Consider the following 26,096-nt stretch of genomic DNA (forward strand, 5'->3'; position numbering starts at 1 on the left):
CTTCTCTTTCACCTGTTGATGCACCAGATGGAACCATTGCGCGTCCAAATGCACCAGATTCTGTTGTAACTTCAACTTCGATTGTTGGATTTCCACGTGAGTCGATAACTTCGCGTGCGTAAACGTCTACTATATAAGGCATTGTAATACCCTCCTTCTTTTCTTTTTTAATTATACATTTGATAGGCTAATTTTTAAACCTTTATTCAGTTGTTTTTAAAACTATTTTGTAGCTTCAATAATTGCAGTGAATGAATCAACTTTTAATGATGCTCCACCAATTAATGCTCCATCGATATCTGGACAAGCCATGTATTCTTTGATGTTTTCAGGTTTAACTGATCCACCATATTGAACACGAACTCCTTCAGCTGCATCATCGCCATACATTTTGCGTACTTGATCACGTACGATTGCACAACAATTTTGTGCATCATCTTTACTAGCAGATTTACCAGTACCGATAGCCCAAATTGGTTCGTAAGCGATAACGATGTCTTTAACACAATCAGCACACATGTCTGCAAGACTTCCAGTTAATTGACTACGGATTACTTTTTCAGTTTCTCCTGCATCATATTGAGCTTCAGTTTCACCAATACATACGATTGGAGTAATTCCAGCTTTAACTAAGCGTTTTGCTTTTTTGTTTACTGTTTCATCCGTATCTGCAAACATTGTACGACGTTCAGAATGTCCGATAATACAATATTTAACATTTAATTCTTCTAACATTGGAACACTTACTTCTCCAGTAAATGCGCCATTGTCTTCAAAATGACAATTTTCAGCTGCAATGATTAAGTTCTTTGCAGTTGAAGTTGCATCTTTAAGTGCAGTGAATGGAGCACCAACTCCATAATCAGCTGCATCATGTAAAACTGGTTCGATTGCATTGATGAATTCAACTGTTTCTTTACAAGTTTTATTCATCTTCCAGTTTCCTACAATAATTGGTTTTCTCATCTTATGCTTTCTCCTGAATGATTGCGATACCTGGAAGTTCTTTGCCTTCCATATATTCTAGTGAAGCTCCTCCACCAGTTGAAATGTGACTGAATTTGTCTTTGAATCCTAAGTTAATTGCTGCAGAAGCTGAATCTCCTCCACCAATAACAGTCATTGCTTCAGGTAATTCAGAAATTGCTTTACAAATTTCGATTGTACCTGTTGCAAATTCAGGTTTTTCAAATACACCCATTGGTCCATTCCATACTACTGTATGAGCACCTTGTAATTCATTTTTAAATAATTCAATTGTTTTAGGACCGATATCAAGACCCATGTAACCATCAGGCATTGCATCGATATCTACTGTTTTAATATCTGTTGGATTTTCGAAATCATTTGCGATTACTGTATCCACAGGAAGGATTAATTTTCCATTACCACGAGCGATGAAATCTTTAGCCATGTCTACTTTATCAGCTTCAAGTAATGAATTACCTACGCTATGACCTTCCGCAACAGCGAATGTATAAGCCATACCACCACCGATAATTACTTTATCAGCGATTGTTAATAAGTTTTCAATTACTGCAATCTTATCAGAAACTTTAGCTCCTCCTAAAATTGCTACTAAAGGACGTTTTGGATTATCAATAGCTGCACTTAAGTTTTCGATTTCTTTTTGCACTAAGAATCCACAAGCACTTGGTAAGTGTGTTGCAATACCTACTGTTGAAGCATGTGCTCTGTGTACAGAACCGAATGCATCAGAAACAAATAAATCTCCAAGTTTAGCCCAGTATTCAGCTAATTCAGGATCATTCTTGCTTTCACCTTTTTCATAACGAGTATTTTGAATAAGAACGATATCTCCTTCGTTCATGTCTGCAACAGCTTTTTCTAATACTTCACCACGAGTTTCAGGAACAAATGTTACTTTACCTGGAACAAGCTCTGCTAAGCGTGCTGCAACTGGAGCCATGTTATTTTTCTTTTTACCAGCTTCACATTTTTCTGGATCTTTATGATCAATCTTGCCTAAATGTGACATTAGAATAACTTTAGCACCATTTTCAGTTAAATAGTTGATTGTAGGAAGTGCTGCTTGAATACGATTATCATTCGTAATCACACCATCCTTTAAAGGAACGTTGAAGTCAACACGAACTATGACGCGTTTACCTTTTACATCTAAATCTTTTACAGTTTGTTTTGCCATGCAAATTATCCTCCTCTTTGCCTCTAAATTATAACACCGAAATCGAATCTAAGTAAACGTAAAAAAAGCACTTTGTGTAAGATTTCACAATATGAAAACGCTTACTTAAGTAAACTCTTTTTTTATTCATTTTTTTATCGATTTTTTTAACTTTTATTGTCCTTTCATTTAAACTCAACTTTACATAGAAAAGGACGATTATTAGCTAACCGTCCCTACTTTATATTCACTTTTCAATTAAATCATTTCATACAATTCATGGTAAAGATTTGCACTATATTCCCAACTTACATCTGTTTCCATTGCATGTTGTACTAAACTCTTCCATCCTTCTGGATTAGAATAATATGTGTCTGAAGCCCAATGGAGTGTATGAACTAAGTCATCCCCACTAAATGCCCAAAAACTAAATCCATTACCTTCATTTGTATATTGATTATATGCATGTACAGTATCACGTAATCCACCAGTTTCACGAACTAATGGTAATGTACCATAACGCATTGCGATTAATTGTCCAATACCACAAGGTTCATACAATGATGGCATTAAGAATAAATCACAAGAAGCATAGATACGATGTGCTAAATCTTCATTGTATCCACAATAATAAACTGCACGACGTTTGTATTTTTCTTCCATGTATCTAAATGTACTTTCTGCATCTTGCTCACCCGTACCTAATACCACAAATTGTAGATCAAGTCCCATGATATCAGCCAAACGTTCAGCAATTAAATAGACACCTTTTTGATAAGTCAATCGAGATACCATACCCACAAGCAATACATCTGGTGCTTCTCTTAAACCTAAATCACGTTGTAACGCAATCTTATTCTCTCGTTTACCTTTTGCCACATTCTTCAAAGTATAGTTCTTTGTGATACGTTTATCTGTTTGAGAATCCCATTCAGTTGTATCAATACCATTCACAATACCCCATAAATCATGTTGACGATATCGTAAGATTTCATCTAAATGTTCACCAAACTCTGCAGTCAGAATTTCTTTTGCATATGATGGAGACACAGTTGTTACTTTATCAGAGTATACGATACCTGTTTTCATGAAGCTAATACCACCATCAAAACGCATTGAACCATCTTCATAATACTTATAAGATAAGCCTAAACATGAGCCAAGAATATCTTTTGGAAAATTTCCTTGGAATGCTAAGTTATGGATTGTATAAACATGTTTCACTTTGTCAAAACGCCAATCATCTTTGTAGTGAATTTTAGTTAGCGCTGCCAACATACCTGTATGCCAATCATGAGCATGCATAATATCTGGAAAGAAATCTAACATTTTGCACATTTCAAGAATTGCTTTTTGATAGAATGAGAATCTTTCGCCATCATCCGCAAATCCATACAAAGCATCACGTTCAAAGTATGCTTGATGTTGTATAAAATAATAAGTAACTCCATCAACTTCTGTTTTATAATAACTCGCAGGTTGATCAATCCATCCAATTTTAATTTGAACTGTACCTAAATATTCAAAGTCTCCAAAAAACTTTTCAGCAACTTTTTTGTACAAAGGCAATACAACTCTTACATCATATCCCTTTTGATTTAATATCTTTGGTAATGAACCGATAACATCTGCAAGTCCACCACTTTTAATAAAAGGTAATCCTTCTGAAGCTGCAAATAAAATTGATTTCATAAAATCTCCTAAATTCTATCAGCACGTTTTACATAAATTGGAGCTTCTGGAGTTCCAACCAATTTTTTAACATGATGAACAATTGCACTCTTATCCACAATAACACTATCTAGTTTTGCACTTTCACCAATAAATGCACCTGGCAAAATAATACAATTCTTTAATACTGCACCTTTTTTAACAGTTACATTACGTCCAATAACGCAATTTTCAACTTTACCTTCAATGCAACATCCATTCGCAACAACACTGCCACAAACATCTGCATCTTTTGTATAAAGTGTTGGTGCTGAGTCATTTGTCATTGTATGAATTGGCCAGTCTTCAACAAACAAGTCTGAAGCCAAATCAGGACAACGTAATTCCATATTCGCTTTAAAATATGAAGGTAGTGTATTAATACACGCAACATAACCACGAACTGGACTTCCTACCATTTTTAACTCACCACATACTTCTCTTAAAATATCTTTGAACCAATACAATGCACTTGTATTTGCAGCACGATTTACTAGTTCAATAAATAATCTTTTACTTAATACATAAGCTTCCATTGAAACAGCACGTGTTTTATACTTACCACGATTTTTTTCTATTGAAGTAATGCGTTTATCTTTATCCATCACCAATGTATCACAACCAATAAATTCAGTTTTAGCGTTATCCACATTTTTGTATAACACTGTAATATCACTTTGTGATGCAATATGTTCTTTTAATACTTCACTGTAATCTACTTTATAAATCATATAACTAGGTGCAACAATCACATATGGTTTGTTTGAATCTTCGATGTATTGCATGTTTTGAATAAAACTTCCAATATCATGATTATACACTTCAGACATCACTTTACTTTCGCCATATAATAATCTTAATTTACCACGCTTAGAATTGATATTGTAATGTAATCCTGTTCCTAAGTGTTCAATTAAACTACGTGGTTTTTCTTTAATATGAACTTGAATTTGTGACATACCAGAATTTGTCATATTGGATAAGACAAAGTCAATAATACGATAACGTCCTAGAATACTAATCGCCGGTACAGGTCGATATTTACCTAAACCTTCAATATCAGCAGTTGAGTCTTCAAAATTGATAATCCCTAATGCATCAATCATCTTCCTGTCCTCCTATTTCGATACATTCTTCGCTACAAGAAGAATGCTATCACTATCTTTATTACCTACCACAGCACCTGGTGCTATTTCTACATCATCCGCAACAATACAACGAGTGACTTTTGCACCTCGACCTACCGTTGCATTTGGCATGATGACAGAATCAATAATTTTTGCATCTTGCGATATAACAGTATTTGTAAAGAGCACAGAATTCTTAACACTTCCATACACTTGGCAACCTTGTGTAATCAATGCATTATTCACTTCTGCTTTATCCCCAATAAATTGAGGAACAGCATTCACATCTTCTGTATAAATCTTCCAATCTGGATCAAAGATATCCAATTCATTCTTTGGATTAATTAAATCCATATTTGCTTCCCATAGACTATCAATTGTACCAACATCTTTCCAATATCCCTTAAAACGATAAGCTGCTAAACGTTTACCATCATTTAAGTAATTAGGAATTATGTCTTTACCAAAGTCATGAGACGAATCAGGATTCTTCTCATCGATTGTTAAATACTTTCTAAGTTGTTTATATTCAAAAATATAAATACCCATAGAAGCTAAATTACTCTTTGGCTTCGCTGGTTTTTCTTCAAATTCAATGATGATGTCATTCTTATCCGTATTCATGATACCAAAACGATTTGCTTCTTTTAGTGGCACTTCAAGTACCGCAATGGTTGCATCAGCACCAGTTTCTTTATGATGTTGAAGCATATCTGCATAATCCATTTTGTAAATGTGATCCCCTGATAAAATAAGCACATATTCTGCTTTCATTTGATCAAGGAAATCAATGTTTTGTGTAATTGCATCTGCCGTTCCACGATACTCACCAAAACCAGTCTCATCTTTTTCACGAGGAGGTAAAACAAAAACTCCGCTATCCTTCGCATCCAATCCCCAATGATGATCTCTTGCAACATAAGAGTTCAATAACACAGATTCATATTGTGTTAATACTCCTACAACATCTACAGAAGAGTTTGCACAATTACTTAGTGGAAAATCAATGATACGATATTTTCCTCCAAAATAAACTGCAGGTTTTGCTACCTTTTTGGTTAGTTCAAAAAGTCGCGAGCCTCTTCCACCCGCTAAAATCATTGCAATCATATTATTATTTTGTCTCATGATCTTTTCCCTCACATGATCTTTATTTATAATTTCATTATAAACTAAATTAATGTTTTTTAAAAGTATCTATTCAATTTTTTGAAAAAAAGAAAGAAAGTGACAGGTATCACTTTCTTACAGTTTAATTCGTACATTTTCTTTTTCTTCTTGAGCTGCTTGGAAGTACTCTTCTTTTGTTACTTTCATCATATTCGCAACAACATTACTAGGGAATGTTTCCAATCTTTGATTATAATAAGCTACATTTGCATTATAAAGTCTTCTTGCTGCTTGAAGATGTTCTTCAACATCCACAATACTACGTTGAAGTTGTAAGAAATTTTCATTTGCTTTTAAATCTGGATACCCTTCTGCAATCGCCAATAATTTTGTTTGTGTATTATTATATTTTTCTTCACAATCAGCCTTTTCCTTCATAGTCATTGAACTTCTTGCTTCAATGATATTTTCTAAAGTTTCTGCTTCATGTTTCGCATACCCTTTAACACATTCAACTAAATTAGTTATTACATCATATCGTTTAGCCAAAGCAACATCAATTCCTGATGCACCTTCTTCAACTTTGATTCGTGCTACTTTAATACTGTTGTAGATAGAAATCCCAACAACCACTATTATGGCTACAATAATTAGTATCAACATTTTATTCTCCCTCTTCAATTAAATTCAATTGATCAATAACTCTTTTTATTTTAAGAATATCTGTATCATAAGTATTCATACTTATACTTTTAACGGGTACAAGGATAGATGGTTCAAATAAGTTTTCTTCTGAATTGATTGCGACATGAAATTCATTACGCATAAACCCAAAGAATACTTCTACCCCATATGTTCTTTGGAAATCCAACAAGATTTCCATAAACGGTGGCGTTAATAAATAAAATGCTTCGTGTGGATCACTTGAAAATACAACAAACTCTTTATTAAATTCAACACTTTCAAGTTCAACTTTTTCTGTGCTTGGGCATCCACTAAATAATCCTCCAGGTTTACTATCAAACCATTTGTTTTCACGCACTACTGTAAATGCCATGATGGGTTTAGGAAATGAGAATACCATATATTGTCCTTTAAACAATTGAACACGTGTTGTTGTTTTACCATTACTTACTACTCGTTCTGTGCTTACATCTGTACGGCGTACATGAATACCTTTGTAGTCAAATACGACCTCATCATCACTACGATTGGAGTTGCCATAAGGAATAACGAAAGCTTCTTCTATTTCTCCCAAATCCATTCCTTCCCAATTGATTTTAACTCTACTTTCAAAGTTACGTTCAAATGCTGAACGAATGAAATAATCTTTAAACTCATGACGGTATGTTGCTGTTTTACTTGATCCAAGCATTATACCCCCGATTAGAACTCCAACTCCGATAAACATCAACAACGGAGTCCCTGAAAATACACCCATAAGAATGACACATACCCCCAACACTGAGCTTGCAACATTCCATATTAATGCTTGAACACGATAACTCTCTATCTTAATTAATTCCTTATTCATATTCATACCCCTGACTTTAATTTAGCTCTAACCTCACTAATAAAGTAAAGTGAGCCACATAGAATTAGTGTACCATTTTTTTCGCTAAGACTCACACCTTTTCGAATGGCTTCATCCATATTAGGAATGCATTCCACATCATCATTGATCTTCAACATCTCACTTGAAAGAACACGATAAAACTCAAATTCTGTCACGATCACATGATCCGCAACATCCACAATCTTTTGTACCATTTGTTTTGCAGGTTTATCCTTTAGTGCTGCAAATACAAAATTCCATGGTTTAGGATAAACTTGAACTGCATCAAGTAAAGCCTCGATTCCTTCTTCATTATGAGCTCCATCTAAGATAATAAGAGGTTTTTGGCTGATGACTTCGAATCTTCCTTCCCAAACACTCTTTTTAATTCCACTCTGTAATTGTATGTCACTTATTTCTATATAACGATTCTTCTTTAATTCCTGTAGTACAGTAAGGGCTAATGTTGCATTATGCATTTGATAACTTGCCTTACTGGTAATGGTATACTCATTATCCATTACCACAAATGTATCATCACCTGTTTTTATATAATTCAATATCTTCAACAATTTTGCATGTTGCTTCATCGCAACTTTTTCTATCTCATCAAATACAGAAGAATCCACTCGGCCAACCACACAAATACCATTCTCTTTAATGATACCCGCTTTTTCAATCGCTATTTTCTCTTTCGTATCACCTAATAATTCCATATGATCTAAACCAATTGAAGTGATGCAACTCATTAAAGGATGATGCAAACAATTTGTACAATCCAATCTACCACCTAAACCAACTTCAATAATCATGAAATCAACTTGTTCTTGAATGAAATATGCACACGCAATTAAAAAATCAATCTCAAACATATTTAACTCATTTGTTTCGATTACTTCTTTATATACATTACATAAATGAACGAATACTTCTTCCTCTATCCATTCACCATTTATCCGTATACGATCTTGATGTTGAATTAAATGAGGAGATGTAAATGTTCCAACTTTGTATCCTGCTTCAACTAAACAATCCTTAATAAATGTACATGTACTCCCTTTACCATTTGTACCTGCAATATGAATTGATGGTATTTTGTCTTGTGGATTACCTAATGTTTCCATCAACTCACAATAGGATTCAAATCCTTTAGATAAATTTCTTCTATTTGTTATCCAATTCACTGCTTCATCGATTGTCCTAAACATAATTATTCCTCAATCTTCCACATAATTGGTGTTTGATTATTCTGACTTAAAAATGCATTACTTTTTGAAAATGGTTTTGTACCAAAGAACCCTGTATGTGCTGATAATGGCGAAGGATGTGATGCTTCTAGTATTAAATGATTCTTGTTTGTGATAAGTACTTTCTTGTCTCTAGCATTTCTTCCCCACAGGATAAATACCATCGGTTTTTCTCTTCGATTTAATTTACGAATAACCTCATCAGTAAAAATCTCCCACCCCTTACCTTTATGTGATAAAGGTTTTGAGTCTTCCACTGTTAAAATCGTATTCAACAAGAATACCCCTTGTTTAGCCCATGACATTAAATATCCATGGTTTATAATGGGATATCCCAAATCATTTTGTAATTCCTTATAAATATTTAATAAGCTTGGTGGTATCTTTACCCCTTTTTGTACTGAAAAACACATGCCATGAGCTTGATGAGGTTGATGGTATGGATCTTGTCCAAGTATCACAACTTTAACATCAGAAAAGTCAGTATTCTCAAAAGCTGCAAATACATTTTCCTTTACTGGATATATTTTCTTGTGTTCATATTCTTCATGAATAAATTTCGATAACTTCTTAAAGTAATCTTTTTCAAACTCTTCATGCAGGAAAGATGTCCATTCGTTTTTTATCATTCTCTCACCTCTATAAGAAAACCATCTTACGATGGTTTATTTCTTATCAACAAATACTGCTTTCGAAATATTGCAACAATGGTCCGCCATACGTTCCATATTACTTAAAATATCACAATAAACTGAACCTGAAACCATGGAAGAACATTTTCCATCACGCATTCTTTCGAAGTGACGTTGACGTGATTCATATTCCAATAAGTCCATGTAGTTTTCATCTTCCATCAATGCTTCATATTTGGCATAGTCTTTATGTAAATAGATATCCATTGCACTATTTATCATATGATAGAACAATTCATACATTGAATTCAATTCATTAATTGCTTCTTTTGTAAAGTTTGACTTATCTTCCTTAACCATTTCATAAAATTCTGTTAAGTTTACTGTTAAGTCTCCAATACGTTCTAAGTTTTTAACAACTTGTAAATCCAAGTTGTATTCCACAAAGTCAGAATCCGTCATATCAGCTTTCGATATCAATAATAAGTAATCGACTATCTTTTTATCCAAGGAATTGATTAATCCTTCTGATTGTAGAATGTTATCTTTGTCTTCTGCATTCGCTTTTGAATTCATTAAATATTTTTGTGAATCTTTAACATTATGTTCTACTACCGCATTCATCTTAACAATTACTTCTCGAACAACATTTAGTGCTGAACTTGGAAGCGTATGTGGTAATACATCTGATAATCCATCTAGATTAACATCCAATTTTTCAGGTTCATTACCTGGAATAATCTTACGTACTAATGCACACATTTGTTTTAAGAATGGGAAGAATAGTAAAGTTGTTACTAAGTTAAATATAATATGTGCCACCGCAATTTGCATCATCGGTGATAAATTAAATATTCCCGTCAAATAAATTACGATTTGAACATATGGTACCAGAAGGAGCATCCCTAACAATGTACCTACAACGTTAAATAAGGTATGAATACCTGCCGTTCGCTTAGCTGCCAGTGATCCACCTATTGCTGCAAAAATACCTGTAATTGTTGTACCAATATTTGAGCCAAACACGAATGCGATTGCCGCCATTAGTGGCATACCACCCGCTTCATATATCTTTTGTACAACCCCAATAACGGCTGATGATGATTGTATTAACCCCGTCATCAACGTACTTGCGACTAACGCTAAAATTGGTTGTTCTCCTGCAAGTTGTGCAAATGATATGAATTCAGGAATATCTTTAAGTGCTTTTAAAGCATCTCCCATAATTCTTAATCCATAGAATAATAATCCAAATCCAAGAATTACTTCTCCCAAATAATGTAATTTTTTACGACTTCCGAAACATAAAATTAATGCTCCTGCAAAGACGAAGAATAAAGCGAACTTCTCAACTTTTAAACCAATAATAAAAGCTGTAATGGTTGTACCAATGTTAGCACCCATTACAATACCCGCAGCTTGTTCAAGTTTCATCAAACCTGCGCGAACTAATCCAATCGTAATCGCAGTAGTTGCGGACGAAGATTGAATTACAACAGTAATCAAGGTACCAATTAATACAGCCATAATTGGTTTTGAAGTGTATTTATCAATATATTCTCTAAGTTTATCCCCAGCTAGGCTTTTTAAGCCATCCCCCATGAATTTTATACCGAATATAAAGAGGCCAAATCCGCCTAATATCGCATCCCAAGAAATGTTCATCGCGTGTCCCCCAAAGTTTACAGGTTTATTATAACAAGACGAGCCTACAAATTCATTCAAAATCGTATAATTTATTATTTTTTTTAATATCAGGCGAAATAAAAGCCTTATTTTAGTATTTATCTACCTAAAATAAAGCTTTTTAAGATTTAGATTGCCCAAACTCCGTTTTCAAATACTACAACTTCTTTATCCTCTTTTGTTGTACCAACAATTTTTAGATCCTCAGATCCAATCATAAAGTCAACATGAATCATAGAATCATTATAATTTTCTTTTTCAAAATCTTCATTCGACATCTTTTCATAGTTTTTTAAATTATTTCTAAATGCCATACCAAACGCTAAGTGACAACAAGCATTTTCATCAAACAATGTATTATAGAACATAATTCCAGTTCTATTAATTGGTGAATCATAAGGAACAAGTGCTACTTCTCCTAAATAAGGTGCCGAAGCATCCATACTAATCATTTCTTCCAAGTATTTTTGTCCAACTTTAGCTTTTACTTTTACAGCTTTACCTTTTTTAAATTGAACTGTAAAATCTTCAATAAGATTTCCTTGATAAGATAATGATTTAGTAGAAACCACTTTACCATCTACACGATATTTGTCTGGCATTGTGAATACTTCTTCAGTTGGCATATTCGCAACAAATTGCGTACCATTCATTTGTGTTTCTTCTGCACTTAACCAAACATGTTTTGGATGCAATCCAACTGTTAAGTTAGTACCATTCGAAGATGTATAAGTCAAACGATCAAAGTGATAACGATTCATCTTACGAGCTTTAGTTGCAAGTGTCTTCACATGTTTTTCCCAATTCGCAATTGGATCTCCATCTAAACGAGTACATTGATAAATAGCTTCATCTAACATTTCAAATGCTTCTTCTTCATCTACTCCTGGGAATACTTTTTTAGCCCACTTTACAGAAGGTAGAGCCACAATAACCCATTGGTATCTATTTTCATTTGCTTCTCTATATGGTTTTAATATTGGATAACGTGCTTGTCTTGCTTTTGACATCTTCGCAGTATCTACACCATTTAGATAATCTGGATCTTTATCTTCAACATAGATACAACACGGTTTATTATCAACATCGTATTGCTCAATTGCTTCTTCATATTTTTCAACAGTGCTTAATGTTTTTAATGAACGATATTTATAATTTAACTTAATCAATGTTTCATCTGAAAAGTCGACGATTACTTTTCTTGCTTTTGCTTTATAAGCTTCCTCAGCAAGGTAATGCGCAAACTCAACATTTTGTGGTGATACCAAAATTCTTACATCTTGTCCTTTTTGAACATTAGCTCCCACTTTGACAACTAACTTCGCATAATTCTTTAGTGTTTTTGTATTCATTTCTTTTCCCCTTTACTTAACTCTCTTGTTTGAATCCATTTTACCATATCATCAATGACTTGTTGATCAACTTGTGCAGGTATTTGATAATCTGCTGTTGTTCCTTCAATAGATGGCATAAATAAGTGACTTAATCCTGGATAAGATTTCATCATCACATTGTCTTTTCCTTCACTCAGTTTTTTCCATTCCTCATAATCATTGTCAAAGAATACTTGGAAATCTTCTTCACCTTGTAATATCAATACATCACATTTTAAATCTTCAAAGAATAATTTAGCGCGTGATTGATTTAATTGATACCAATATTTAAGAGGCATATTCCATACCACATAATCATCTGCAGTTTCTTCTGTTAGTCCTTGTATCTTTGCGATATTATCATCAATGGATTTTATTTGACCCGCAATGTCTTCTAGTTTTAATCCTTGCGCCAGAAGTGCATTAATTTGTTGATCCTTTATCACTTCTTCTAAACCTCTTGGAGTTCCCGCAAGTGATATAATCCCTTTAATCTCTGGATGATCATAAGCTAAGCGAGGCGCCAACATACCACCTTGACTATGTCCCATTAAATAAATTTGGTTGTGATTAACAGGCATATCTTCTAATTGATGTACTACGTTTGAAAAATCAATGAAATACTCCCAATCTACAGTTTGTGAACGAACACCATCCCACGCTGGATAAGCGTAATATCTTTTATCATATCGAATAGAGGCAATACCTTGTTGAGCTAATCCATGCGCAATATCTTCAAATGGTTTATTTTCAAAAATTTCTTCATTTAAATTTGAACTTCCAGACCCTTGTAACAAAATCACCACGGGAGGATTTTCCACTCCATTTGGTAATGTCAACATACCATCTAGCATGTTACCATATCCTACCTTCACATTGGTTTCTGTGAAATCTTCTGTAGTTATAGCTTCGATTTGTGGGTGGTTTTCATTCAAATTAATTTGTTTTACTTCCATGTTTTCATCGTATTTTAATGATAAGCGAATTACTTTATTTTCAAATGTATAATTCACAATACCTAAATCACGATCATCTGGACGAAACTCAAAGGCTTCCATCGAAACATATGCACCCGCATCTGTAACTAACTTATCCCAAGCTGATTTAAGTTTTTCATCACTCACATCTTTTTTTGTTTCTTTCGATAAATAGCTTTGTACTGTTTTATAATCTTGATCTTTTAGCGCTGTTGCAATTGTAGTACTTACAGCAAGAATATTTTCTGAAGTAACTTCTAACTTTTCTTTTTCACTACAACCTGTTAAGAACATACATCCCAAAAGCAGCACTAGAATAATTTTTTTCATACGATCTCCTTATTCCGCAACTTCTGTCACAATACTTTGTATAGCCTCTTCTTTTGTGATTTGCGTTGCACCATGACATATTGGACATAATTCATAATATTTCGTAGATATTGGAATAATTGGCAAGAAAAATAACGAAAACCAATTAGTTACTTTGATAACTTGCCAAGGTGTAATGTTATTACATCTTCCGCATCTCACTCTTTTTTGATAACCCAAGATTTTTTGAGTTGTCTTCGTACCAAATATGACAAACATTATGCTTCCTCTTGTTGCTTATCTGGTTGACTTGTTAATGCGTAGATTGTTTGTTCAGTAATATTGTCCATCATATTTTCAAAACGTTCATGTGATTCTTCTTTGAAAGCATCAATTGGTTTTATCGATGCATATTGTCTTAAGTAGATACCTCTTTTTAAACGATCCATATTATCAACATGATCCATCCATTGATGATCAAGAACTGATAAGAATACCATCTTTTCAATTACTTGATTTTCTGGATATGCTTCTTGATAATTCTTCAATGCACTTTCCAACCAAACGCGATTTGCACTTTCAACTTGATTGAATCCTTCTTCGATGGCTTCTTCACTTACTTTTAATCGTTTCAATTGTTCATGTGTATGAATACGATTTTGATTTGTTTTATCTTGTTGATATCCTACTGCAAGTCTTTCGATGACTCTTGCATATAAACTTTCAATTAAGTCGGTAATTTCTTCCATTGCCAAAATATCATCACGTTGTGAATAAACTAAACGACGTTGTTCCATAAGCACATCATCATATTCCAATACATTCTTTCTTGAGTCAAAATGTAATCCTTCAGCTCTTTCTTGAATTGCATCTACTAATTTACGCATTTTATCTTCTTGTACTTTATCCGCTTCGAAATCTTCAATTGTTTCTTTCATATAATCTGTCGCAAATTTTTCAACTAAATCATCTTCCATCGAAACAAAGAATCGAGAGTAACCAGGATCTCCTTGACGACCAGAACGTCCACGTAATTGATTATCTATACGTTTTGATTCATGTCTTTCACTACCTAATACCACAAGCCCACCTAATTCAATGACACCTTCACCTAATTTGATATCTGTACCACGACCTGCCATATTCGTTGCGATAGTTACTGTTTTACGTCTTCCAGCTTCAGCAACGATTTGTGCTTCTTTAGCATCTTCCTTTGCATTTAATACTTGATGAGGAATACCTTTCTTTTTTAATAGTTCCGATAAGTTCTCACTCATACCAATACTAATTGTACCCACAAGGACTGGTTGTCCTTTTTCATATAGTTCCACAACTTCATTTAAAATTGCTTCATATTTTTCTCTCTTTGTTTTAAAGATTGCATCTGGAAAATCAACACGTGCAATAGAACGATTTGTAGGAATCACATAAACACGCATGTTGTAGGTATTTAAAAATTCTTGTTCCTCTGTTTTTGCAGTACCTGTCATTCCTGAAAGTTTGCTATATAAACGGAAGAAGTTTTGATAAGTAATTGTCGCAAGTGTTTTGTTTTCAATTTTAATTCCAACATTTTCTTTTGCTTGAATGGCTTGATGTAATCCATCAGAAAACTCTCGCCCTTCCATTTTTCTTCCTGTAAATTGATCTACTAAAACAATTTCATCTTCTTGTACAACATACTCAACATCTTTTGTCATTAAAAAGTTTGCACGTAAAGCATTTTGCATATAGTGGATAAACTCTGCATTATCCGATCCATATAAATGTTCCATATTGAATGCGCGTTCAGCTTTTTTAATACCTTCATCGGTAAGTGTAACTGCATTGTCTTCAAGTATTATTTCTACATCTCGATCACGTTTACATGTTTTCGCAAATGCATCTGCTTTCATATAGTATGGTGATAATTGATCTCCCCATCCTGAAAGAATAAGTGGTGTACGTGATTCATCAATGAGTACTGAATCTACTTCATCAATAATGGCGTAGTGTAATCCACGTTGAACACGACCATCCAAAGTCTTAGCCATGTTATCTCTTAAATAATCAAATCCTAATTCAGAGTTAGTTGAATATGTAATATCGCTAAGATAAACTTCTTTCTTTTGTTCAAATGATAAACTATGTAAGTTTACACCGACAGTTAACCCTAAGAAACGATATACTTCACCCATCCACTCAGCATCACGTGCCGCTAAGTATTCGTTAACTGTGATAACATGTGCACCTTTACCTTCAAGTGCATTTAAATAAATCGGCATTGTTGCGGTTAATGTTTTACCTTCTCCTGTTTTCATTTCAGCCACATCACCAAAGTGTAGTAACACTCCACCTAAGATTTGTACTGGATACGGAAATTCACCTAAAACACGTTTTGCTGCTTCACGACATGTTGCAAATGCTTCTGGTAATAAACTTTCTAAACTCTCACCTGAAGCAATTCTATCTTTGTATTTAATTGTATTGGCTTTCAATTCATCATCACTACATTGGCTCATCACATCTTCAAATTTTAAAACCTTTTCTTGTAACTTTTGTGCCTTTGAATAATGACGTTGTTCACTGTTAATTAAATTTGTTAAAAATCCCATATTTTTCTCCTATAAATAAAGAGGGTTAAACCCCCTTATTATTTTACTCTTACATAATCGCACATACAAGTAAACTATGCGCTTTAATCTGAATATCTTGTGAACTTACTAATTTCTTAACCAATCCATTTTCATCTAATAATAGTGTACATTTCTCATCAAAATGCAAATGACGATCAACACCAAATGGATTTAATACAATCTTCATCCCCTTACAATTCCATTTACTTTCATTGTGATGGATAGTAACCACTAAAATATTCGCATCTAAATAATCAAAACTTACTTTCTCATCTATTTCCAATGCGCTTCTTAAACGGAAAGCTTCAAATTTTTTACGCAGAATAATACAAGTACGAGTGTACTGAACAACATCTTCATAACGTATCATACGATCCCAATCCATTTGATTGATTGAATCTGGTATATTGTACGTATTATGATAACCTAACTTCGTACGGCAGAACTCTTGCCCTGCATGTAAGAAAGGAACGCCTTGCGCAAACATTACGCTAGCAATACACATTTTGTGTTTCTTGATCCGTATTTCTCTAGTATCTTCTTTACAACAATCTTTTATTTTATCCCAACATGTTTGATTATCGTGACATTCAACATAGTTAATTGATTGACTAGGTTCTTGAAATATTCTTACTGCATTTGTACTTTTCACATTCCCACAAAAACTACTTGCGACGTTGTACGCTAAATCACCATCACCAGTACAATATCCTTTTGCATAAGATTCATTCTCAGAAGATTTGCCTTTAATCGCATCTCTAAAATAATCATTAAAATGACCAACATCAGGCATCTTCGCATTGTTTGAAATACATGCTTTATTTTCTTCACTCAAATACGTAGGTAAATTCCATCCCTCACCATAAACCATACAATCTGGTTTTAACTTCTTTGATTCTTTTGTAATTTCATTCATTGTATCAACATCAAGAATACCCATTAAATCAAAACGGAATCCATCAACACCATAACAATTTATCCACATTTTAACATTATCAATCATATATTTTCTCATCATCATACGACAACTATCTGTATCATTACCACAGAATGAACCATTGGATAGAGAACCATTTTCATGATATCTAAAGTAGTAGAATGGAACTATTAAATTTAAATTCGCTTTTGATAAATCATAATGATGATTTAGTACAAGATCTAAGTTAACACGAATACCTACTTCATGAAATGCATTTACCACCTTACGCAATTCATTAACGCGTGTTAATGGATGATTGGGATTTGAACTATATGATCCTTCAGGACAGAAATAATTCAATGGATCATATCCCCAATTATACTGACGATTTGGATAATCTTCATCAATGGTCGCAAAATCATAGACTGGCATAAGCTGTACATGTGTTACGCCTAATAATCGAATGTAATCAAATCCAGTAGCTCGTCCATTATTTTTAGTATTGCGTTCAATTAACCCCTCATACTTACCATTCTTTTTATTGCCACTTGTACTACTTGAAGTCATATCTCGAACACTTATTTCATAAAGAATTGCATCCACAGGATGTTCAAATACTGGTAATTCACTATTTGATAATGCCACAAAATCTTCACTATCTAAAATCGCACTACGCGATCCATTGGATGTACATGATATTGCATACGGATCTGTAGCTTCATGTATTTCATCATTTACATGAACTAAATACGTGTACGTGCTATTTTTTAAGTCTTCCTCCACATGCAAGCGATAAACTCCTTTATCACTTCTTTTCATTGGATAAACTTTCTCTTCTCCATGCTTAATTATTGAACACTCAACACGATGTGCAGTGGGTGCCCATACCGCAAATGTTGTACCTGTAGGATGATAGGTATTTCCTAAATCAGTTCCATTGTATGCATAGGTTTCATCAAACATTCTTGTACGTACAATAAAACGAATTTGAAGGGGTGCTTGAAATCCATGATTATCAACTACGATATATTCCAAACCTAAATCCAGTTCAGCAGGTATAATACAATCATATTGTGTATAGTTTGTATGATCCACAACACTTCGAATCACACAATCACTATGAACACCTTTACTATTTTTAAGATAAAATGATTCAACTTTCCCATGATAAAACCGATGAGAAACATGAATTGTAACTTTACCATAGTCATCTAAATAAGCTTCAATACTTCTATCTTGTCTCATATATACCTCTACTTTTTACATATTATAACATTTTCTATGAAAGACAAAAGAAAAAGGCGAGAAATCTCGCCTAGAACATACACTTTTCACTATTAAACATTTTCGCTAATACAAAGACAAAGATAAATGTATATATTAAATTAACGATAATCGTAATTGCAAAATACATTGTGTTCAAACTAAATCCAAAGATACCATTCATACAAGCAACATTGTTATACAAAGGAATTAATGCCGTTAATAATGCGGGCCCTTTTTCACCAATCATCATTGAACTTACACCAATCAACATAACAATAATCATTAAAGGCATAATTGCAGTAGATGCTTCCTTAACACTTTTTGAATATGCTGAAATAATTGATATCAGTGAAATAATAATCAGAATGCTTGATAGTATAATCATCAACAACATTGCGTAATCTGTCATTGAATATGCCATTGCATTTACACCTTCCATTTGACTACCATATAGTTTTGGTAATGACAAGATAGTCCCTAAGAAACTGGATAATCCCGCAAGCAATGAAATAATACTCAAACTAATAATTTTCCCTATCGCAAGTTCACTACGTTTCATTGGCGTAACAAGTAATGTTGCAATAGTCCCTCTTTCTTTTTCACCTGCAATTGATTCAGGGGCAATACCCATACAACCACTAAAGATAAATATCATGAGAAGCATCGGTAACATCATCGAGAACATTTCACCTGTCAAATCTTTTTCTGATGCTAAATCATAGATAACTCCTTGTGTATTATTGATATCAAAAACATTAGATAATGAATTCTCATATTGATTCAACACTGTATCAATAACTCTGTAAGCACTCATTGAATCAGATTTAGTTGAGTTATAGTAGATTTGAATATTTGGAATGCTTGAACGATCTTCTACATTAGCTTCAAATTCACTTGGAAAAAGTATCGCAACATCAATTTCTTTATTCTCTATTTGCGTTAGAATTGTATCCAACTCATTCTCTTCAAAACCTCTATAATCAAATTTTGTTTCTACAAACATCGGTTCTAATACAGAAGGCATTTCACTAACATATATTTTGGGAATGTATGTATCATCACCTTCTATTTTACTTAAGAAACCACTTCCCATAAATGAGTATAATAAGTAAATCATCAATCCTGGAAATAAAACTGTAGTGAATACTAACTTTCTATCTTTGAAAAAACGTGCAAGTTCTTTCTTTATAATTGTAAGTATATTACGCATCAATATGTCCTCCATTTGCTTCAAAGATTTCGAAGAATCTTTCTTCCATTGTTTTACCATTTTGGACATTCTTTAGTGTATCTACGCATACCATTTCACCATTAATCACAATACCCACACGATCACATATCTTTTCAACTAAGCTAAAGATATGAGTTGATACAATAATGCTCTTGCCTTGTCTTTTAAGCTCTAATAAGAAATCTGTAACAACTTTCGCTGTTAAGATATCTAAACCGTTTGTTGGTTCATCAAAGATAATAATATCTGGATCATTAACTAGTGAGATTACGATTGATATTTTTTGTTTCATACCCGTTGATAAATTCTCAACCTTTACTTCCGCAAACTCATCAATGCCGAAACGTTTGAATAAATATTCTTTTCTTTGTTTACATGTTTCTGTATCAACGCCATGTAAATTACTGAAAAAATCAAATAAATAATTTGGTGTAAAGAAGTCTTCTAACTTCAATTCGCTAGTTAAAAATCCAATTTTTCCTCTTACTTCTCCCGCTTGTTTTACAATACTACTACCATCAATCAAAGCGTCTCCTGAGTCTGGTTTAATCAATGTTGCAATCATACGTAATGTTGTTGTCTTCCCAGCACCATTTGGTCCTAATAAACCAAATATTTCACCTCGATATGCTTCAAACGAAATTCCATTTACTGCAATCTTTTTCTTATCTTTTGTTTTTTCTAATTTCATTTGTTTTTTAGAAAGTATAAATGTTTTCTTTAATCTTTCAACTTTTAATATTGTTTCCATGTCATCCTCATTTCTTTTTGAATTCTAATTCTCGAACCTTTTTTAAATAACTGATCGTTTGAGTAAGCCATCCGATACCAATTAATAATACAAATACATATGAATCTGGTTGAAACATACCGATAAATAATGCAACTACCATTACATAAGACAATACTTTCTGTGTTAACTTAAAAGAATAATAACTCGCTTCACCAATAATTTTTCTTTCGTTCTCATCAGCACTTTCCAACCAAACAGTTTCAAATTTCTTTTCAAGAGCATATCCTTTTTTCTCTGGATAAATCTTTTTAATTAAATCAACTGTTTTAACTTGAAGACAAGTACTTACAATCACATAAATTATGAAATAAAGCACTGTTATTATACCTAGTGAAATAGAATATTTACTTAAAAATGAAGACTCACTTCTTTCCCAATACGACATCATTGGAATTACCAACCCCATCATAACCATTCCAATTACACTTCCTACTGAATTCAATGAAGAAACCATAGAAAGTTCTTTATCAGCGAGTAGATATATTTCTTCATCTTCATCATTTGATAATCTAACCAATTTCTTTGATTTATAATATTTTGCTATGGTTACAATTGTTAGGATTAGTAAGACACATAAAGATAGCGTACAAATAAAAGTCGGTAGCAATTTAAATATCCAACCAAGATTCCAATCTAGATATCTACTTTGCATTGCAATAAATCCACCAGCTCCACCTACAAAAGCCGCCATCGCAGTTATCCCCAAATATCGATAAAATGATTTTTTTCTACTATTCATTTTCATCCTCCTCATAATCAAATATTTCTTCTACATTTACTTCAAATACTTTCGCGATTTTTAGAGCTAATACAATACTAGGATGATAATCGCCGCACTCAATTGAACTGATAGTCTGCCTTGATGCACCTACTAATCTTCCCAATTCTTGTTGATTAATACCTTTAACTATTCGATACTCTTTTACTTTGTTCAATAAGGCCATTGATATCTCCTTTCTGCCAAGTATTCTTGTCATACATAAATATACACTTGCCAAGTATTCTTGTCAATAATAAAAGCTGCAACTTTTCAGTTACAGCTCCATTTTATATTTTTACTTGGTGAATATGCCAAATATCATCAGCATATTGTTTAATTGTTCTATCTGATGAGAAGTAACCCGATTTCGCAATATTGATTAGACATGATTTTGCCCATCCTGCTTGATCTCTGTACTTCACTTCAACTGCTTCTTGCGCTTTTACATACGCATCAAAATCAGCTAATAGTAAGTATTCATCATTACGATACAATAACTCATCATAAATAATCTTAAATTCTTCTTTATTGCTTGACCATGTACCATCAATTAATGAATCAACTGCGTGTTTAATACGCTCATCTTTTTCATAGTATTGACGTGCTTGGTATGTTGGTTTAATTGCCATAACTTCATCTACTGTTAATCCAAAGATTACATCATTATCTCTTCCAACTAGTTCATCAATCTCTACATTGGCTCCATCTAATGTACCCAATGTAAGTGCACCATTCATCATAAACTTCATATTACCTGTTCCACTTGCTTCTTTACCAGCCGTAGAAATTTGTTCAGAAACATCTGCAGCATTCATCAATACTTCTGCGATTGATACACTGTAGTTAGGTATAAATACAACTTTCAATTTATCATTAACTTGTGGATCATTGTTGATAACCATTGATAATTTATTAATGAGTTTGATTACTTTCTTAGCAAATACATAAGCTGGTGCAGCTTTAGCTGCAAAGATGTATGTTCTAGGTTCAATTGAATAAGTAGGATCACTCTTTAAACGTTGATATTGATATATAATATGCAATACATTTAATAATTGACGCTTATAAGCATGAAGACGTTTTGCTTGAACATCAAAGATTGTATTTGGATTAACTTCAATACCTGTTTTATCCAGTATTACTTTCGCAAGAATTTCTTTACGTTGTTGTTTAACAACCAAGAAATCTTTTTGAAGTTTTGTATCTTCTACATGTTTCATTAAATTTTCAATGTGATCAAAATCACTTAAGAATTCATCCCCAATAGTTTCCGAAATTAACTTCGTTAATTGTGGATTTGAATAGTATAACCATCTTCTTTGTGTAATACCATTTGTTTTATTGTTAAAACGTTCTGAATAAATCTTCACAAAGTCTTTGAATAAATCTTTCTTGATTATTTCACTATGTATTTGCGCAACTCCATTGATGCTATGGCTTCCAATTACCGCAAGATTTGCCATATGAACTTGGTTATCACGAATTATCGCTACACGATAAGCCATGTCATTATCACCTGGATATTCTTCACGCACAACATTTTGGAAACGAGCATTAATTTCTTCGATAATCATGTAAATACGTGGTAGTAATTGTCTTACATAATCAACTGGCCATTTTTCCAATGCTTCTTGTAGAATTGTATGATTTGTATAAGCCATAACTTTAACTACAATATTCCATGCATCCATCCACTCATAATGATGTTCATCCATTAAGATTCGCATTAATTCAGGAATCGCAAGAACTGGATGTGTATCATTTAATTGAATCGCAACTTTATCAGCTAAATTATCCAAATTTGGGTAAACACGTAAGTGTGCACGAATGATTGCATTTAGTCCTGCACATACAAAGAAGTATTGTTGTTTCAAACGAAGAATTTTTCCTTCAGGTGTTGAATCATCAGGATAAACATTCAAACAAATTTCTTGTACTTCTGCTAAGTATTTTCTGAAATCTTTATTTGCTGGAATAATTTCACTTGCTTCTGCCGACCACAAACGTAATGTATTTGTTTCGTTTGTACCTCTACCAATAATAGGCATATCATATGGAACTGCTGTGATATGTTCACAATCAACATGATCAAATACGAAATGACCGTGTTCATCTTGACTTACATTCACATGACCACCAAACTTAATATCCACTGCGTGTTTAGGTTTACGAACTTCCCAAACATTGCCTAGTCTTAACCATTGGTCGGGTACTTCTACTTGATTTCCTTCACTATCAATTTTTTGTTTAAACAATCCATATTGATATCGAATACAGTTACCATTACCTGGCAAACGAAGAGAAGCTAATGAATCAAGGAAACACGCCGCTAATCGTCCTAATCCACCATTACCTAATCCTGCATCTGATTCTAAATCTTCAAGTTCATTGATATCAATTCCAATTTCTTCTAAACCTTCTTTAACAATGTTATAAATACCTAAGTTCATTAAGTTATTTGTAAGCAATCTTCCAATTAAGAATTCCATCGAGAAGTAAAACATTTGCTTATCTTCACTCTTCGCAACTTTTTCTTTAGATGCTTTCCAATTTAAACTTGCATATTCACGAACCATTTCACCCAATGCCATGTACTTTTCTGTACGATGAGATTGCTCAATTGAACGTCCATACATTTCCGCAACTCTTAACTCAAACTCTTTAATAAATTCTTCTTTACTTTTAAACATGATTCACTCTATCCCTTCGTGTCTTTTTTAACAGCTTTTTTTGCTGTTTTCTTTTCTACTACAATCTTCGATTTGTCAAATTGAAGTACTAATGCACCAAACGGAGCTAAACGAACTGTAATACTATTCTCTAATTGATTACATTTCACTTTCTTACTTCGTATTGGTTTAAAATTACACATATTGCATCCATCATAAATGTCTTTTTCTGAATTAATCAACTCAGTGTATGTCCCTTTATGTGGAACTCCAAGTGTAAATTCTTCATGAGCAACAGGTGTCATATTCAATATCGTTAATAAGATTTCATTTTCATCTTCACGATAATATGAATAAATACTTAATTCTGCATTATCTGCATCAATCCATTTGAATCCTTTTAAATCATAATCATATTTACTTAATGCTGGATGGTGCAAATAAATTTGATTTAAATCTGTAAAGAATCTTAAGAAACTATCATGTCTTGGGTATCCCAATAGGAACCAATCCACTTCTCTCGCTTCATCAAATTCTCTAAACATTCCGATTTCATTACCCATGAAATTTAATTTCTTTCCAGGGTGAGTCATCATGTAAATATATAAGTTACGTACTTGGGAGAATTTTTGGTCGTAGTCTCCCCACATGCGATCAACGATTGTTTTCTTACCATGCACAACCTCATCATGAGATAGTGGCATGACAAATCTTTCTGAATAGAAATACGCCATTGAGAATGATAAATTATTGTGATGATATTTACGATAGATAGGATCACGTGCATAATAACTCAACGTATCATTCATCCATCCTAAATCCCACTTATAATCAAACCCCAGACCCATATCCAATGTAGTTTGAGTTACTTTAGGAAAATCACTACTATCTTCTGCGATCAACATAACTTCAGGATAAGTTTTACTTAAGTAATAATTCAAGCGACGAATGAACGCTAATGCACCCTCATTTGTACCTCTATCTTTATTACCTTCCCAGAAAATCATATTCGCTACCGCATCAATACGAATACCATCAATGTGATATTGATCACACCAGAAAGCTGCACTACTGATTAAGAATGAACGTACTTCATCACTCCACAAATCAAAATTACATGTACCCCATTGACTATTTGCATCATTTGGATTTTTATACTCATACAATGGTTGCCCATCAAATTCTCTTAATCCATGATTATCTTTTACAAAGTGTACCGGAACCATATCAAGAATAACACCAATATCTTCTTTATGACATGCCTCAACAAAATGAGCAAATTGTTTAGGATTACCATAGCGTGATGTACATGAGAAATACCCATTTGCTTGATATCCCCATGAACCATCAAATGGATGTTCATTAAGAGGCATTAATTCGATGTGCGTAAATCCATGTTCTTTCACATAAGGAATCAATTGATTCTCTAATTCTTCATAAGTAAACCAGTTATCATTTTCATAACGTTTCCAAGATCCTGCATGTACCTCATAGATACTCATTGGTTGATCAAAGTGCTTATTACGTTTCTTCATCCACTTTTGATCTTTCCATACGAGATTATCCAATTGAACAATCTTTGATGCTGTACCTGGACGTGTTTCACCATAGAATGCATAAGGATCTGCTTTATCCATTACATTATCATTACTATCTGTAATACGATATTTGTAAGTTTCCCACTCTTTAATACCTGGTATAAATAAACTCCAAATACCTTTGTCAGTGATTCTTTCCATGAGATGTTCTTTTCCATCCCATTCATTGAATCCACCAACTACTTCTATTTCCTTAGCGTGCGGTGCGTAAACTGTAAAACGAACACCTTCTTCAGACTCATAGCAAAAATGAGCACCGAATAATTTGTGGGAATCAACGGAATGCCCTTGATGAAAGCTTTCTATTATTGTTGTGTAGGTCATAAATACCCCCCTAAATATAGCTACATTTTACCATTATTAGATATAAATT

General features: G+C 33.2%; 21 protein-coding genes and 1 pseudogene. All 22 read right to left on the reverse strand.

The genetic code is table 11. The features are described 5' to 3' along the window. Positions 1 to 142, reverse strand: a pseudogene (eno, locus tag RR643_RS00395) (phosphopyruvate hydratase); the annotation flags it as partial. A gap of 80 nt (positions 143 to 222) precedes the next feature. Further along, complete coding sequence (gene tpiA, locus RR643_RS00400; RefSeq protein WP_332469254.1) at positions 223 to 966, reverse strand: triose-phosphate isomerase; 744 nt, start codon at positions 964 to 966, stop codon at positions 223 to 225. 1 nt (position 967) lies between these two features. Further along, the gene (locus RR643_RS00405; RefSeq protein ID WP_332469255.1) at positions 968 to 2,167 is read right to left on the reverse strand and encodes a phosphoglycerate kinase; all 1,200 of its coding nucleotides are present in this window, start codon (positions 2,165 to 2,167) and stop codon (positions 968 to 970) included. Between the two features lie 237 nt (positions 2,168 to 2,404). Further along, positions 2,405 to 3,838, reverse strand: a complete 1,434-nt coding sequence (gene glgA, locus RR643_RS00410) for a glycogen synthase GlgA (protein ID WP_332469256.1) — start codon at positions 3,836 to 3,838, stop codon at positions 2,405 to 2,407. Between the two features lie 8 nt (positions 3,839 to 3,846). Beyond that, a complete protein-coding gene (glgD, locus tag RR643_RS00415; protein ID WP_332469257.1) occupies positions 3,847 to 4,962 on the reverse strand; it encodes a glucose-1-phosphate adenylyltransferase subunit GlgD in 1,116 nt (371 codons plus the stop codon). 12 nt (positions 4,963 to 4,974) lie between these two features. Beyond that, positions 4,975 to 6,111, reverse strand: a complete 1,137-nt coding sequence (locus tag RR643_RS00420) for a glucose-1-phosphate adenylyltransferase (RefSeq protein WP_332469258.1) — start codon at positions 6,109 to 6,111, stop codon at positions 4,975 to 4,977. Positions 6,112 to 6,228: 117 nt separating this feature from the next. Continuing rightward, positions 6,229 to 6,756 carry a LemA family protein gene (locus tag RR643_RS00425; protein WP_332469259.1) on the reverse strand — a complete coding sequence of 176 codons (528 nt, stop codon included), beginning with the start codon at positions 6,754 to 6,756 and terminating at the stop codon, positions 6,229 to 6,231. 1 nt (position 6,757) lies between these two features. Then, positions 6,758 to 7,627 (reverse strand): DUF3137 domain-containing protein, encoded by an 870-nt coding sequence (locus RR643_RS00430; RefSeq protein ID WP_332481999.1) that lies wholly within the window; start codon positions 7,625 to 7,627, stop codon positions 6,758 to 6,760. Between the two features lie 2 nt (positions 7,628 to 7,629). After that, positions 7,630 to 8,856, reverse strand: coding sequence for a bifunctional folylpolyglutamate synthase/dihydrofolate synthase (locus tag RR643_RS00435; protein WP_332482000.1), 1,227 nt, complete (start codon positions 8,854 to 8,856; stop codon positions 7,630 to 7,632). A 2-nt stretch (positions 8,857 to 8,858) separates the two neighbouring features. Next, entirely contained in the window at positions 8,859 to 9,524 is a 666-nt protein-coding gene (locus tag RR643_RS00440; RefSeq protein ID WP_332469262.1) for a uracil-DNA glycosylase, read from the reverse strand. A 36-nt stretch (positions 9,525 to 9,560) separates the two neighbouring features. Next, a complete protein-coding gene (locus RR643_RS00445) occupies positions 9,561 to 11,192 on the reverse strand; it encodes a Na/Pi cotransporter family protein (RefSeq protein ID WP_332469263.1) in 1,632 nt (543 codons plus the stop codon). A gap of 149 nt (positions 11,193 to 11,341) precedes the next feature. After that, complete coding sequence (locus RR643_RS00450) at positions 11,342 to 12,565, reverse strand: aminopeptidase (protein ID WP_332469264.1); 1,224 nt, start codon at positions 12,563 to 12,565, stop codon at positions 11,342 to 11,344. After that, positions 12,562 to 13,893 carry an alpha/beta fold hydrolase gene (locus RR643_RS00455; RefSeq protein WP_332482001.1) on the reverse strand — a complete coding sequence of 444 codons (1,332 nt, stop codon included), beginning with the start codon at positions 13,891 to 13,893 and terminating at the stop codon, positions 12,562 to 12,564. Before RR643_RS00455 ends, RR643_RS00450 begins: the two co-directional genes overlap by 4 nt. 9 nt (positions 13,894 to 13,902) lie before the next feature. After that, a complete protein-coding gene (locus RR643_RS00460) occupies positions 13,903 to 14,151 on the reverse strand; it encodes a zinc-ribbon domain-containing protein (RefSeq protein ID WP_332482002.1) in 249 nt (82 codons plus the stop codon). After that, positions 14,151 to 16,466: a preprotein translocase subunit SecA gene (gene secA / locus RR643_RS00465; RefSeq protein ID WP_332469266.1), complete on the reverse strand. Its 2,316-nt coding sequence runs from the start codon at positions 16,464 to 16,466 to the stop codon at positions 14,151 to 14,153. Before secA ends, RR643_RS00460 begins: the two co-directional genes overlap by 1 nt. A 49-nt stretch (positions 16,467 to 16,515) precedes the next feature. Then, on the reverse strand, positions 16,516 to 18,651 hold the full coding sequence (gene pulA, locus RR643_RS00470; protein WP_332482003.1) for a type I pullulanase: 2,136 nt from the start codon (positions 18,649 to 18,651) through the stop codon (positions 16,516 to 16,518). 70 nt (positions 18,652 to 18,721) lie between these two features. Further along, a complete protein-coding gene (locus RR643_RS00475) occupies positions 18,722 to 19,882 on the reverse strand; it encodes an ABC transporter permease (RefSeq protein WP_332469268.1) in 1,161 nt (386 codons plus the stop codon). Continuing rightward, complete coding sequence (locus RR643_RS00480) at positions 19,875 to 20,654, reverse strand: ABC transporter ATP-binding protein (protein ID WP_332469269.1); 780 nt, start codon at positions 20,652 to 20,654, stop codon at positions 19,875 to 19,877. Before RR643_RS00480 ends, RR643_RS00475 begins: the two co-directional genes overlap by 8 nt. A 7-nt stretch (positions 20,655 to 20,661) precedes the next feature. Beyond that, positions 20,662 to 21,435: a DUF3169 family protein gene (locus RR643_RS00485; protein WP_332482004.1), complete on the reverse strand. Its 774-nt coding sequence runs from the start codon at positions 21,433 to 21,435 to the stop codon at positions 20,662 to 20,664. Beyond that, the gene (locus RR643_RS00490; RefSeq protein WP_332482005.1) at positions 21,428 to 21,640 is read right to left on the reverse strand and encodes a helix-turn-helix transcriptional regulator; all 213 of its coding nucleotides are present in this window, start codon (positions 21,638 to 21,640) and stop codon (positions 21,428 to 21,430) included. The genes RR643_RS00485 and RR643_RS00490 overlap by 8 nt, the downstream gene beginning before the upstream one ends. A gap of 103 nt (positions 21,641 to 21,743) precedes the next feature. After that, on the reverse strand, positions 21,744 to 24,146 hold the full coding sequence (locus tag RR643_RS00495; RefSeq protein WP_332482006.1) for a glycogen/starch/alpha-glucan phosphorylase: 2,403 nt from the start codon (positions 24,144 to 24,146) through the stop codon (positions 21,744 to 21,746). Between the two features lie 8 nt (positions 24,147 to 24,154). Further along, a complete protein-coding gene (gene glgB, locus RR643_RS00500; RefSeq protein ID WP_332482007.1) occupies positions 24,155 to 26,047 on the reverse strand; it encodes a 1,4-alpha-glucan branching protein GlgB in 1,893 nt (630 codons plus the stop codon). Between the last annotated feature and the right edge of the window lie 49 nt (positions 26,048 to 26,096).

This window comes from Anaerorhabdus sp., assembly GCF_036637135.1.
Classification (GTDB): Bacteria; Bacillota_I; Bacilli_A; order Erysipelotrichales; family Erysipelotrichaceae; genus Anaerorhabdus.

Coding starts and splice junctions, on each gene's coding strand:
- tpiA (WP_332469254.1), bottom strand. CDS start 966: ATGAGAAAACCAATTATTGTAGGAAACTGGAAGATGAATAAAACTTGT.
- RR643_RS00405 (WP_332469255.1), bottom strand. CDS start 2,167: ATGGCAAAACAAACTGTAAAAGATTTAGATGTAAAAGGTAAACGCGTC.
- glgA (WP_332469256.1), bottom strand. CDS start 3,838: ATGAAATCAATTTTATTTGCAGCTTCAGAAGGATTACCTTTTATTAAA.
- glgD (WP_332469257.1), bottom strand. CDS start 4,962: ATGATTGATGCATTAGGGATTATCAATTTTGAAGACTCAACTGCTGAT.
- RR643_RS00420 (WP_332469258.1), bottom strand. CDS start 6,111: ATGAGACAAAATAATAATATGATTGCAATGATTTTAGCGGGTGGAAGA.
- RR643_RS00425 (WP_332469259.1), bottom strand. CDS start 6,756: ATGTTGATACTAATTATTGTAGCCATAATAGTGGTTGTTGGGATTTCT.
- RR643_RS00430 (WP_332481999.1), bottom strand. CDS start 7,627: ATGAATAAGGAATTAATTAAGATAGAGAGTTATCGTGTTCAAGCATTA.
- RR643_RS00435 (WP_332482000.1), bottom strand. CDS start 8,856: ATGTTTAGGACAATCGATGAAGCAGTGAATTGGATAACAAATAGAAGA.
- RR643_RS00440 (WP_332469262.1), bottom strand. CDS start 9,524: ATGATAAAAAACGAATGGACATCTTTCCTGCATGAAGAGTTTGAAAAA.
- RR643_RS00445 (WP_332469263.1), bottom strand. CDS start 11,192: ATGAACATTTCTTGGGATGCGATATTAGGCGGATTTGGCCTCTTTATA.
- RR643_RS00450 (WP_332469264.1), bottom strand. CDS start 12,565: ATGAATACAAAAACACTAAAGAATTATGCGAAGTTAGTTGTCAAAGTG.
- RR643_RS00455 (WP_332482001.1), bottom strand. CDS start 13,893: ATGAAAAAAATTATTCTAGTGCTGCTTTTGGGATGTATGTTCTTAACA.
- RR643_RS00460 (WP_332482002.1), bottom strand. CDS start 14,151: ATGTTTGTCATATTTGGTACGAAGACAACTCAAAAAATCTTGGGTTAT.
- secA (WP_332469266.1), bottom strand. CDS start 16,466: ATGGGATTTTTAACAAATTTAATTAACAGTGAACAACGTCATTATTCA.
- pulA (WP_332482003.1), bottom strand. CDS start 18,651: ATGAGACAAGATAGAAGTATTGAAGCTTATTTAGATGACTATGGTAAA.
- RR643_RS00475 (WP_332469268.1), bottom strand. CDS start 19,882: ATGCGTAATATACTTACAATTATAAAGAAAGAACTTGCACGTTTTTTC.
- RR643_RS00480 (WP_332469269.1), bottom strand. CDS start 20,654: ATGGAAACAATATTAAAAGTTGAAAGATTAAAGAAAACATTTATACTT.
- RR643_RS00485 (WP_332482004.1), bottom strand. CDS start 21,435: ATGAATAGTAGAAAAAAATCATTTTATCGATATTTGGGGATAACTGCG.
- RR643_RS00490 (WP_332482005.1), bottom strand. CDS start 21,640: ATGGCCTTATTGAACAAAGTAAAAGAGTATCGAATAGTTAAAGGTATT.
- RR643_RS00495 (WP_332482006.1), bottom strand. CDS start 24,146: ATGTTTAAAAGTAAAGAAGAATTTATTAAAGAGTTTGAGTTAAGAGTT.
- glgB (WP_332482007.1), bottom strand. CDS start 26,047: ATGACCTACACAACAATAATAGAAAGCTTTCATCAAGGGCATTCCGTT.